Source organism: Lentzea chajnantorensis (genome assembly GCF_054300775.1).
In genome coordinates this window covers 7,294,445-7,306,800 of sequence record NZ_JBSDZT010000002.1, presented here as the reverse complement: position 1 = coordinate 7,306,800, position 12,356 = coordinate 7,294,445, and the positions used below count along the sequence as shown (strand labels likewise).

General features: G+C 71.6%; 7 protein-coding genes. 4 read left to right on the top strand and 3 right to left on the bottom strand.

All coding sequences use genetic code 11. The annotated features are described in order from the left end of the window. The first annotated feature begins 17 nt into the window (after positions 1-17). Positions 18-296, top strand: coding sequence for a hypothetical protein (locus ACVDFE_RS35030; protein ID WP_458433477.1), 279 nt, complete (start codon positions 18-20; stop codon positions 294-296). Positions 297-480: 184 nt separating this feature from the next. Here ACVDFE_RS35030 and ACVDFE_RS35025 read toward each other — a convergent pair whose 3' ends face one another. Beyond that, positions 481-2,592, bottom strand: a complete 2,112-nt coding sequence (locus tag ACVDFE_RS35025; RefSeq protein ID WP_458433476.1) for a VMAP-C domain-containing protein — start codon at positions 2,590-2,592, stop codon at positions 481-483. 126 nt (positions 2,593-2,718) lie between these two features. On the opposite strand from ACVDFE_RS35025, the gene ACVDFE_RS35020 reads away from it, so the two are divergent. Together ACVDFE_RS35020 and ACVDFE_RS35015 are read left to right on the top strand one after the other, a co-directional pair. Next, the gene (locus ACVDFE_RS35020; RefSeq protein WP_458433475.1) at positions 2,719-3,372 is read left to right on the top strand and encodes a Crp/Fnr family transcriptional regulator; all 654 of its coding nucleotides are present in this window, start codon (positions 2,719-2,721) and stop codon (positions 3,370-3,372) included. A gap of 65 nt (positions 3,373-3,437) precedes the next feature. Next, the gene (locus ACVDFE_RS35015; protein WP_458433474.1) at positions 3,438-3,758 is read left to right on the top strand and encodes a hypothetical protein; all 321 of its coding nucleotides are present in this window, start codon (positions 3,438-3,440) and stop codon (positions 3,756-3,758) included. A 759-nt stretch (positions 3,759-4,517) separates the two neighbouring features. Here the strand turns inward: ACVDFE_RS35015 and ACVDFE_RS35010 are convergent. Beyond that, complete coding sequence (locus ACVDFE_RS35010; RefSeq protein WP_458433473.1) at positions 4,518-4,871, bottom strand: hypothetical protein; 354 nt, start codon at positions 4,869-4,871, stop codon at positions 4,518-4,520. Between the two features lie 35 nt (positions 4,872-4,906). On the opposite strand from ACVDFE_RS35010, the gene ACVDFE_RS35005 reads away from it, so the two are divergent. Then, complete coding sequence (locus tag ACVDFE_RS35005; protein WP_458433472.1) at positions 4,907-9,070, top strand: AAA domain-containing protein; 4,164 nt, start codon at positions 4,907-4,909, stop codon at positions 9,068-9,070. Between the two features lie 24 nt (positions 9,071-9,094). Here the strand turns inward: ACVDFE_RS35005 and ACVDFE_RS35000 are convergent, their stop codons facing one another. Next, positions 9,095-12,331, bottom strand: coding sequence for a hypothetical protein (locus tag ACVDFE_RS35000; protein WP_458433471.1), 3,237 nt, complete (start codon positions 12,329-12,331; stop codon positions 9,095-9,097). Between the last annotated feature and the right edge of the window lie 25 nt (positions 12,332-12,356).

Here is a 12,356-nt window from a genome sequence, read left to right as displayed (position 1 = left end):
CCAGGGGTCCCAGGTGGATGAAGTTGCCGATGTCGGTCGGCTCGTCGGTGACGCCGCTTTCCCTGGCGCTGTTGGCATGCACGCGCCCGATCGCGTCGTACTCGTACAACCCGTCCTGCCGCAGCTTGCTGCTGGACGTGATCGGCCACGTCAGGACCGGGCCCAGCGACAGCTCGCGCGCCACCCGGAACGCCAGCGACGTCTTGCCCGTTCCGGGACCGCCGGTGACGAGCAACGGCCTGCGCAGCAACAGCGCGGCGTTGACCATGTCGATCTCGTGCCGGTCAGCGGGGTAGGTCGTGTCGGCACCGGGAGCACCGATCCGCCTCGTGGCGTCGTGCTCGTCGCCGTCCGGTGCGGACAGCGGGGGACCGCCGCGGAACGACCGCCACGGCGGTGGTTCCGGCAGGTCGGTGCGCAGGTCGACGTCGGTGCGCGGTTGTCCGGTTCCGGTGTAGATGTGCCAGAGCGCATCGCTGTTCACGGCGCCGTCACCTCCTGCGGCAGGGGCTCGACCTGGCGGTTCGGGTCGTCGAGCAGGATGCTGATGTGTGAGCCGGGGTGCGTGTCGCAGTCGTCGGAGTACAGGGCCTGACCGCGCAGCTTCTTCACGTTCTCCGGCAGCTTGCTGAGACCACCGTCGGCCAGGAGGTCGTCGACGGCGGTCTGGAACGCCTTGCTCGCGCAGTCCTCCCGGTGCCAGAGCAACGCCGGCACACCGCTCTTGAAGGCGATCGCGACCTCCTGCCGGCCGGCGCTGTCGGGCCGGGCCGGCGGATCGGCGAGCACGAGCAGCACGACGTCCTCGGCGAGCGCGAGCTTCGCGGCGAGCTTCTGCAGGTGCCGATGTCGTGGTCCGTCGAGCTGGCTGCGGTGCACTGCGTCGTCGATGGGGCTGTCCCCTGCTTGGAGGTGTGCTTGCAGTTGTGCGTATCGCCGCCTCCACCGCCGGCGTTTCTCCTTGTCCCTGCTGCGTTCCAGTGACCGCAGGGTGACCGGGTAGTCGATGCCGATGGGCATGGTGATCTCGTCGGACGGGACGAGCCACTGGTCGACGGGCAGGTTGAGCAGTTCTTTGGGCAGGATGAACTCGATGGAGATGGAGCTCGCGTTCTCCGCCCAGCCCTCGGCACCCGCGACCAGCTCACCGGCGCGCACGCGCAGCTCGGCGAGACTGCCGGGGTGGTCGCCGCCGCGCTGAGGTGACCAGTGCGCCTGAGTCTGCCGCCACTCCGAGAGCAGGTACTGGTCGGGCAGCACACCGTGCGGTTGCAGGCGCAGCACCAGCGCCGCCTCGGCGGGCGCCACCGCGTCCGTGGTCTCGGTGGAGATCGACCCGCGCAACGCGATCTGCTCGGCGTGCAGCCCCATGTCCTTCGCCTGGTCTTCCGAGAACCGCCAGAGCCGCTGGGACAGCACGTCGCCCGCGTGCAGCGCGAGGTGTTCGAGCAGCACCAACGCCGGCGGCAGGCCATCGGGCCGGGCGTTCATCCGTTCGAGGCGGGTCAGCACGTCGACCGCGTCCTGCCGACCGGACGGCAGCGGCGCGGCCTGGCTGCCCGCGGCTGCGCGGTAGCACTCGGCCAGCCGGGGGAAGTCGGTGCCGCGCAGCAGCTCGGTGAGCGTCCTGCGGTCGTCGTCGGAGAAGAGGTCCAACGGCGCCATGCCGCTGACCACCTCGCTGATCCGTTCCAGCTCCGGCGCATCCGGTTGCAGGTGGCGCAGCGCCCGCAACAGTGCTCGCACGGCACGGGGCCGGTGCGCGCAGGCCAGCACGATCGCGAAGACGTGCCGCCGGACGTCGGGGAACTCGGTGACGCTCAGCGGTTCGGGCTCCAGGGACGTGTTCACCAGTTCCAGGCACAGCCGGCGGTCGTCCAAGCCGGCCATCAGCGGCATTCGGGTGATGAGCTCGGCGAGCAGGCCGATCTGGTCACCGTCCCCCACGATCGGGTGATCTTTGACCTCGGCTGGCGTGGTCGTTGCCGACGGTTGGGGCGCTACTTGCACCGACTCGGCGGACAGTCGCATCCAGGCCGAGGTGGTCGTCTCCTTCACCGCGACGTTGATCTGCCGGTACGCGCTCGGCTCCGCCGCGGGTTCGTTGCGCAGCACTTCCTGGTAGAACGGCTCCGACACGATCACCGCGAGCACGCTGGACGACTCAGCGAGCTCCTCCTTGAGCTGAGCGGCCTCGAGCAGCCGGAACGCCAGGTTGACGCAGTCGCCCACCACCCCTTCGGGGTTGATCGTGACCTCGCCGTAGTGCAGCGAGATCCGCAACCGGATCTGCGCCTCCTTGGTGACGGTCGCGTTGTGGCGCAGCAGGTTCGCGATCAGCCGGTTCAGCAGCAGGTCGGGGAGGCGCTTCTTCGGCACGTCCGGTGTGAACAGGAACATCGCCCCATCGCCGCGATCTTCCTTGTACCAGCTGGGCTCATCGATGCTGCTCTCGCTCAACGCGGTGTACAACGCCTTGTACAGACCATCGTGCGCCACACGCCGGTGGAGGTCGGTCCGGCTCCGATCGCCGAACCGCTCCATGTCCACGGCCAAGACCGCCCGTGGCTCGGCGCGTGGTGTCTGCTCCACGGGGGCTCCCAACCGACATAGGTGGCCATTCATTATCCGGACGTGATCACTGTATTGCCTTGGTCTGGCTTTAATTTAGATCAATCGGGGCATCGAGTGCAGAGCAGTTGCCGGAATGATGGGCTGATGGGGATCGATCGTTCTTTTTGGGGCGTGCTGTCCACTGCTGATCGCGCAGCGTTGCAGAGGGTGGCGACGGAAGTCGAATTTGCCTCCGGTTCGGTGATCTGCCATCAGGGTGACCAGTCGCGCAACGTGTTGGTCGTGTCCCGCGGACGGGTGAAGGTGAGCCGATTCGCCATCACGGGTGAGGAGAGCGTGCTGGCCGTCCGCGGTCCCGGTGAGATCGTCGGCGAGTTCTCCGCGATCGACGGGGGCAGCCGCACGGCCGCGATGGTCGCCGTGGACCGCGTGTGCGGCTTGATGATCAGAGGCCAGGCCCTCGAGGACCTGTGCCACGCGCGCCCTGCCATCGCGTGGGCGCTGCTGCGCGTCGTGGTGTCGCGCCAACGCGCCATGAGCGACCAGCAGGACCTGCGCACCGGCCCGTCGCTGTACCGCGTCGGCGCGGTGCTGCTCAACCTCGCGCACAGGGAGGCGGACGACATGATCGCGACCGTCCCGCTCAGCCAGCGCGAGCTCGCGGGCATTGTGGGAATGTCCCGCGAGACGCTCGTCAGGACCTTGAAAGTTCTCCGCGACGAGGGAATCATCACCACTCGGCGCAATGGCATAAGAATTCTTCGCGAGGAAGAATTGCGCACCCTGTGCGGCATCTGACGCAGACTTCTCCGCGCGTCGGCGGTTTGCTCGGTGGCACGAGTTCATCGAGTCCAGGAGTCGTCATGAAGCGCCAGTCACTGCCCGACCCCGACTCCCGCACGCAGGTGTTGCGGGCCCGTCGCAAGCACACCGAGCAGGTTCTGCTGCTGATCGTGTACACGGTCGTGGAGCTGTGGGCGGTCGTCGCGGTGGTGGTGCTGATCCGGGACGACGGCGTGCTCGCCGTCGCGGCGTCGGTGGTGCTGGCGGGGATGCTCCTCGCGTTGTGGGACAGCTGGCGGACGCTGCTGAAGTTCGGCCGGGCGCTGCGGGCGTGGCTGCCGGAGGAGCTGCCCGCCGAGGACCGCGAGCCGGTGCGGGTGTCGCACCTGGTGCGGCTCTGAGACCGGTGTGGCCGCGGCGGGGGCGCGGCCACACCGGTCCGCAGGGCCAGAAGTCGTTGCTGTGCACCGGTTTTGCGAGCCGCGGGTGGAACCCGTTTCGTAACGGTGTGGTTTCGGCTGTATCACCTCGCTCCTGATCGACGATGTGCACTTCGTCTGTTCGGTGGCGAGGAAGGGGAACGGCGTGGCTAACGGTGGGGCCGCACCAGGTCAGCAGGACAGGACGGTTGACCGGGCGGTGCGGCTGTTCCAGTTCCTCGCCCGCAGTCAGCAGCTGAAGTCCAACCCAGCGCGCACGACCGACAGCTACGACTCGGTGCTGTGGTTCGGGCGGTTGCCCGAGCACCCCGCTGTGCGCTCGGCGCACCACGACGCGGAGTTCGAGGCCGGGGGTGCCCTGCTCACCGTCGACCGCGTCGCGCACCAGGACCCGCCTGAGCCGGACGACGAGCTGAGGCCCTGGCTGGACGGGGAGTGGGACGACCCCGGTGCGGCACCCCGGTTGCGCGAGGAGATCGGCGAGGAACCGCGGCACACCACCCTGGACGACGCGCCGGGCATCCGGGAGGCACACGCCGACTGGGCGGCCCTCTGGACCACCTGGGCCGAGCAGGAGAAGAACGACCGGCCGGCGCGCGACGTCTACAACGAGCTGTTCACCGCCTACGTGACCGCGGCCGGGCACGCCGAGGAGCTCGAGCTGGTGATCGGCGTCGGGTGCTTGTCGTGGGCACCTCGGGGTCACCACGCCGTGCGCCGTCACCTCGCCACGGTGCCCGCGGTGATCCGCTTCGACGACGAGACCGGCCGGCTCACCCTCCACCACGCGGAGACCGCCGAGGGGCTGAACGTCGAGCTCGACATGGTCGATCCCGGCCGGGTGGCCAACCCCCAGCACGTCGTGCAGATCAGGAACGAGGCCGGCGAGGTCACCGCGGCGGTGCTGTGCCGCGAGGAGGTGGGCGGGGTCCTGCGCCGGCTGGTGCACGCCCTCGACGCCGAAGCCACGTACCTCGACGAGGACGAGCCGCAGAAGCCCGGTGCGCACGCGGTGGCGGCGTTCGCCCCCGCGGTGATCCTGCGCCGGCGGTCGCGGCAGGGGATCGTCGACATCCTCGACTCGGTGGCCGGTCAGATCGGTGAGTCCGGTGTCGTGCCGGACGGGCTGCTGCCGCTCGTCGACCCCGACCACCGGCCGGCCTCCGTGCAGCTCACCGGAGGCCGGTGCGCTGGTCGAGCTCGACACCGAGCCGTTCCTCCCGCTTCCGGTCAACGACCGCCAGCTGCGCGTGCTGACCCAGGTCGACGCGAAGGCCCAGGTGCTCGTCCAGGGCCCGCCGGGAACGGGCAAGACGCACACCGTCGCCGCGCTCCTCTCGCACCTGCTCGCCCAGGGGAAGCGTGTGCTCGTGACCGCGCACACCGACCGCGCGTTGAAGGAGGTGCGGGCGAAGCTCCCCGAGGCCATCGCACCCCTTGCCGTCTCCGTCGTGGGTTCCTCGCGTTCCGACCTGGCGGACCTGAAGGTCGCCGTCGAGCGGATCAGCCACGTCGCCAGCGAGTACGACGCCGAAGCGGCTCGGCGGGCGGTCGACGAGCACACCGCGGCGATCGAGGCGCTCCGCCTGCGCCGAGCCGGCCTGTACCGGCAACTTCTCGACGCCCGCACGAAGGAGGTCACCGAACACGACGTCGCGGGTTACCGCGGCACGCTGGCCGCCATCGCGCAGCGGCTGGAGTCCGAGCGGGAGCGGTTCGGCTGGCTGGCGGACCTCGCGGAGGTCGGCGAAGAGTCCCCGTCACCCCTGCCGGCGAGCGATGTCGTGGCGTGGCACCGCAGTCTCGTGGACGACGCGCTGAACGCGGACGAGCCGGAGTCGCGGCTCAAGCTGCTGGACCTCGCCGCAATGCCCACCCCGGAGGAGTTCTTCGGCCTGGTGTCCGCCGAACAGCGGGCGATCGCGGCGGAGGAAGGCCACGGCAACCTCACGCGGCACGACGCGTTCGACGGCGTCCGGAAGCTCGACCAGGCCACCCGGACCGTGCTCCGGCAGCGGCTCAACGGGTTCGCGCGCGAGGCCGAGGACCTGTCCCGGCGGCGCGAGGCGTGGATGAACGACGCGCTGGCGGAGGTGCTGTCGGGGCGCGCCAACCTCTGGAGGTCGCGCGGACACCAGGTCTCCCAGCTGGTCGACCGCGTCCGCCCCCTGGTCGACCGGTTGGGTCCGCTCACCGACGTGCGGGTCGGCGTGGCCGACATGGGTGCGCTCGTGGCGCTGGCCGGTTCGCTCCGCGCGCACGTCGGGGACGGCGGCACGCTCAAGGTCAACCCGGACGGCTCGCCCAAGACCGGTGCCTTCGCGCCCAGGGCCGTGAAGCAGGCGCAGCCGTTGTTCCAGGCGGTGCGGGTCAACGGTGTGCCGCCCACCAGCGCGGCACACCTCGACGTGTTCCTCATGTGGGCCGACGCCAGCCGTGTGCTGGAAGCGCTCGACCGGGCATGGCCCGACTCGGTGCACGTGCCCGCCGAGGACACGTTGAGCGAACGCCTCCAGTGGCACGTGACCGAGCTGGAACAGCTGCGCCGCGTGCTCGCGTTGGGAGAGGCGCTCGAAGCGGAGGAACGCGGTCTCGCGGGGCTGGGCCTGCCGCGGCCGAACTGGACCGACCTCGGTGCTGTCCAGACCTACGCGCGACTCGTCGACGCGGCTGCCGCCTCGGATGCGCGAACCGCCGCGACGCTGCCGCTGCTGGAGGTCGTGCGGACCGTCTCCGACGTCGCGCAGTGGGCCGACGCGGCACCGTGCGTGAAACACCTCGCCCAGGCAGCGGAGGCACGTGACCACGAGTCGTACGCCGTCGCCCACCACCGGCTGGTGCGGCTGACCGAGGTCGCCGGGCTGACGCGTCGTCGTGACGAGGTCGCGGGCGTGCTCGCCCGGTCGCTGCCGCGGGTGCATCAGGCCGTCTCGATCGATCCGCGCGACCCAGCGTGGGTGGAGAAGCTGTCGGAGTGGGACGCCGCCTGGTCGTGGGCCGTCGCGAGGGCGTGGGTCCTCAACCGCGGCGACGAGGACGTGAACGCCCTCCAGACCGAGGTGCTGGACGTCGAGGAGCAGGTGCGCCGCCGGGTCGAACAGCTGGCGGCGGAACGGGCGTGGGGCCACGCCGTGTCCCCGCAGCGGTTGTCCGGCAAGGCGCGCGCAGACCTGCTCCAGTACGCGCAGCTGGTCAAGCTGCTGGGCAAGGGCACCGGTGTCTACGCGAACCAGCGCCGGGCCGACATCAGGGCGGCCATGGGACGCTGCCGGCCGGCGGTACCGGTGTGGATCATGCCGGTCTACCGGATCGCCGAGCAGTTCCGCGTTCAACCGGACATGTTCGACGTGGTCGTCGTGGACGAGGCTTCGCAGGCCGGGCTCGAAGCCACGTTCCTGCAGTACCTCGCACCGAAGATCGTGGTGATCGGCGACGACAAGCAGGTCTCGCCGTCGGCCGTCGGCACCGACCAGCAGCAGCTGCGCGACCTCGCCGAGCAGTACCTCTGGGACGACCCGCACCGCGCCTCGTGGCAGGAGCCCAGGCGCAGCCTCTTCGACGAGGCGAAGATGCGGTTCGAGGGCATGATCACCCTCGTCGAGCACCGGCGGTGCGTGCCCGAGATCATCGGGTTCTCCAACCGGGTCGCGTACGAGCCGGACGGCATCCGGCTGGTGCCGGTGCGCCAGTACGGAGCGGACCGGCTGGAACCGATCAAACCGGTGTTCCTGGCCAACGGCCACGAGCGCGGGGTGACCGACAAGGTCAACCCCGCCGAGGCCGACGCCGTCGTCGACCAGATCGAGAAGTGCATCGCCGACCCGCGGTACGACGGCCTGACGTTCGGTGTCGTGTCGCTGCTCGGCCGCGCTCAGGCGAAGCGGATCGAGAAGCGCCTGCTGGAGCGGATTCCGCCGGAGGAGTGGAAGGCCCGCGATCTGCGGTGCGGCGACTCGGCCGACTTCCAGGGCTCCGAGCGCGACGTGATGTTCCTGTCGATGGTGAAGGCACCGGAGCCCGGTGTGCGGATCTCCTCGCTGACGCAGGACATGTACGTCCAGCGCTACAACGTGGCCGCGTCGCGGGCCAAGGACCAGATGTGGGTGTTCCACTCGCTGCGCCTGTCCGACCTCGGCAACCCGGACGACATGCGGTTCCAGCTGCTGGACTACTGCTACGCCCTGTCCGGGCGCGCCGGCGGCGCCGGTGACGAGCGGCGGTCGGTCGTGCCCGACGACCGCAGGGTCGCGCCGTTCGACTCGCTGTTCGAGCAGCGGGTGTTCAACCGCCTCGTCGACCGCGGGTACAGCGTCGTGCCGCAGTTCCCGGCCGAGGGGTACCGCATCGACCTCGTGGTCGTCGGTGCCAAGGCGCGGCTGGCGGTCGAGTGCGACGGCGACGCGTGGCACGGACCCGACGCCTACGAGCGCGACCTCGCCCGGCAACGCGACCTGGAGCGGTGCGGCTGGACGTTCTTCCGCATCCGCGAGTCCGAGTTCTACGTGGACCGGCCGGCCGTGCTGGCCCGGCTGTGGGAGGCGTTGCAGCAGCTGGACGTCCACCCGTCCGGCTGGACGAAGGAGGACGACCTCCCGCCCGTCGCGGTGGCCCCACCGGCGGTCGCGGTGGCCTCACCGGTGGACGCGGTGGCGCCACCTGCGGCGGTCGTGGTCGCCGAACCGGTGGTGCGGGAACCTGTTCAGCCCGAAGTGGAGCATGTTCAGCCGGCCGTTGTGGAACAGGTCCAGCAGGTCGTTCCCGAGGCGCCGTTCCTCCTCGCCGACTACGGGCAGTTCGAAGGCACCGTCGTCCAGGTCGGCGACGCGTCCCGGCAGGACGTGGTCAGCGGTGTTGTCCGGCTCGTCGAAGCGGAGGGACCGGTCCTCGGCAGTCGTCTGCACACCGCCTACGTCCGCGCTTCCGGTGCGGTCCGGGTCACGAAGACGGTGGCGGCCGAGCTGAACAAGGCGATCGCCCAGGCGGTGCGCACGGGAGAGCTGATCGAGGACAACCCGCTCGGCGAAAGCGGTGTCAAGCCGCGCACGTACCGGTTGCCAGGGCAACCGGAGGTGTGCACGCGACAGCTGGGGCCGCGTTCGCTCGACGAGGTGCCCCCCGCCGAGCTGGCTGCCCTGTTCGACCACGTCGTCGCGCGCGACGGCGAGCTCGGCGAGGAGGCGTTGCAGCGCGCCGTGCTCGAACTGCTCGGGTTGAAGCGGCTCACCGACAACGTCAGGAGCCGGCTGACCGCTGTGCGCGCGCAGCGGTCCTGAACCCGGGCAGTCACGGCAGAGTGGCTACTCGCGGGTTGTGACCAGTGCCAGGGCCGCCTCCCGGACGTCCGGGTCGGGGTGGGCGCGCAGCTCACGCAGCAGGGTGCGCCAGAACTCCGGCCAGCCCTCGGTTTCGCCGGCCACGTCGGCGAAACCGAGGGCCACCAAGGGCGCCGGGGCGAGCAGGGCGGTGGCCAGGGTGCGGAGCTGTGCGGGGGTGGTCTTGGCGGCGTTGTGGCGCAGCCAGCGCTGAAGTTCGGTGCGGGCGTCCAGTGCGAGCGTCGGGCGGGTGGCCAGGGAGGCGGTGAACAGCACCTGGTCGAGGACGTCGTCGACCTGCCAGTCGACGGCGCTCGCGGCCAGGCGGATCGCTTCGCGCGGCATGCGGGTGGCCAGGTCGTGGGCCAGCAGGCGTTCGAAGGCGCGGTGGGTGGGGGAGGTGCGGTCGTCGGCGAGGAGGCGGACGACTGCGCGGATGCGTTGGCGTGCGGGGAGGTCGCGGTCCGGTTCGGCGTTGTGGGTGTCCAGTGTGGACAGCAGGCGGGTCACTGCCGTGCGCAACGGGGTGAGGTCGTCCTCGCAGGCGGCGACCAGGGCGGTGAGGGCCTGCTGCCAGGTCGCGGTGCGGGTGAGGTCGGTGGTGAGGTCGGCGAGCAGGTCCGTGCCGCCGGTGTCCCAGCGCGACCACAGCGGCAGGGTGGCCAGTGCCCGCCGGGCGGCTTCCGGTTCGGGGCGCACGGCGATCGCGCGGACCAGTGACGCGTAACGGGTGCGGTGGCGGTCGGCGACGTCCTGCGGTGGCAGGTCCAGCACCGACAGCGCCACGGGGGCCTCGCCTTCGGCCGCTGCCGACAGCAGGTCCCAGGCGGCCTCGTCGTCGAGGAAGTAGCGGCACGCCGAGACGATGGCGCGCTTGATGTCGCGGTGGGTGTCCGGCCAGATCGCCGCCAGCTCGGGGAGTGTGCCGGGCACCTGGTGTTCGGCGAGCAGACGGACGGCCTCCTTGCGCGACGTCACCTTCTTGCCGCGCAACACCGGTGCGAGCAGCGCGCGCAAGCGGGTGGGTGGGGTGAAGCGTGCGCAACGGGTTGCGGCGTACACGGCGACGCGGGCGCGGTCGGTGTCGGCCAGCGCCAGCAGGTCCGGGAGCACGTCGGCCGGTTCGTCGGTCCACGCCAGTGCGCTCAGCGCCGCCTCGGCCACCCGGACCTCGTTGTCGCGCAACAGGGTGCGCAGGGTCGCGGCGGTGCCGGGCACCTGGCCGAGCGCGGTGGTGGCGTTCACCCGCGCGAGGACCGCGTGGCCGGTCGACCGCGCGATCGACGCGAGCTGGGCCGCGTGCTCCGCGATCTGCCGGGGCATCCAGAGGTGGAAGCACCGGGTGTAGTGCGGGACGAAGGTGACGTCGGAGTTCCAGAACCGGCCGCGCACGCGCCGGCCGACCACCAGGTCGAGGAGGTCCGTGCGCCGCGTCGACACGGCCCGCTGGACCTCGCCGAGCACGATCGACGAGATGTCGTCGGACAGCACCTGCCCGACCCGGTCGTCACGGGTGGCCGTCGGTGCCAGCCACAGGACGATCGCCTGGCGCGCAACGTTTTCCTGCGCCGCGAACCGCGCCCGTCCGACGAGGTCCTGCAGTTCGGGCAGGTGCCACGCCCTGCGCTCGAGGCCCGCCGCCAGCGCGAGCACGAGCGAGTACTGGTCGCGTCCCGCGTCGGCGGTCATCCTGGGCCGCAGGGCCGCGAACACCTGGTGCTCGGCGCCGCGCGGCAGCGACCGGTGCAGGCCCGGCAGGTGGACGTGGGAGTTGTGCTCTCCCACCAGGTTCAGGCCGTCGAGGCCGGTCTCCACGAGCACCGGCTCGCTCGTCACGGCGCCCTGCCGGACCAGTGCGGTCGCGAGCTCCTGCACCGCGTGCCAGGTGCTCCACGAGCTGTCCCGCGCACGGGTCGCGTCGAGGAGCAGCTTGGCCAGCAACGGTGCCTCGGACGCGCGGAACAGCCACGCCGGCACCTTCGCCAGCGCCAGGAGCGCCGGGGCGCGCACCGGGTCCTGCTCGTTCGGCAGCCGGGTGAGGGTCGCGAGCATCGCGGCGAACGCGTCGGGGTCCTTGCTCGCCGCCGCGGCCTGGACGTAGAGCGGGTAGGCCTCGGCGCGTTCGTCCGCCGTGGCGCGCTTCGTGGCCGCCAGCAACGGTTCCCGCGCCTCCTCCCACGGCAGCCGCGCGGTCACCGCCAGCCGCTGGGACGGCGAGTCCGCGACCCGCCGCAGCCCGAGCAACCGTCGTGCCTGCACCGCGCGGTCGGCCACCGGCAGCTCGTCCAGCACCGCGAACGGCACGTCCGGCCGCTCGCCCACGGCTCCCTCGTAGACGGACGCCCGGCGCGACGGCGGCAGCGCGTGCAGCAGGTGCCGCAGCCCGGAGGGGTGCAGCCGGCGTGCGACGGCGACCAGCGCCCGCTCGTCGACACCGGCGAGGCGCCGCCAGAAACGGCCGCTGGCGGGCTGGTGCGCGGAGTCCTGGGCGAGCAGACCGGCGACCCGCTCCGGCGCGACGCGGGCCAGCACCGACGGCAGCCGCACCGACCACACGTGCGGCGCCACCCGTTCGACCAGGTCCAGCACGCGCATGGGCAGCTTTTCCGCCGCACTGCGCACGGCGACCTCGCGGTGGGACCAGATCTGCTTCCACGCCGACACCGGTGCCGCGGCCAGCTCCGCCTCGACCAGGTCGAGCAACGCCGCCGGGTGCCGCTTGCCGATCGCCGACCAGTTCGCCGCCGCGTGCTCCAGCTCCCGCAACGGCGGCGCCGAGCAGGCCACGAGCAGCGCCGCGGCCTCGTCGTCGCCGTGCCGCTCCCACACGACCGGCAGCAGCGCGTCGGCCAGCGCCGTCGCCTGCTCCCGGCGCACCAGCCGGTAGAGCCGCCGCCGGGTCGCGGCCGCCATCTCCGGCAGGCGTTCGAGGAACACCTCCGCGGGCAGGCCCAGCCGGACCGCCGCCCGCAGCGCCGTCCACTGCACCGCCGTCTGCGGTGCCGCGAGCTCCCGCCGGACGTGCTCGCGGTGCCCCGCGATGGCCGCCAGCTGCACCGCCAGCCGCCGCTCGAACGTGCCCCGCCCCGCCAGGTCCCGCAGCACGGCGTCGAGCTCGGCGGTGCCGGCCAGCGAGAGCGCGGTCGTGGCGATGTGCCGTTGCCGCGCGGGTGCGGGCAGCGGGTCGATCGCGGTGAGCAGGGCGGCGGCGGTAGTGGTCACAGCGGGTGATTCTCCGGTCGCCACC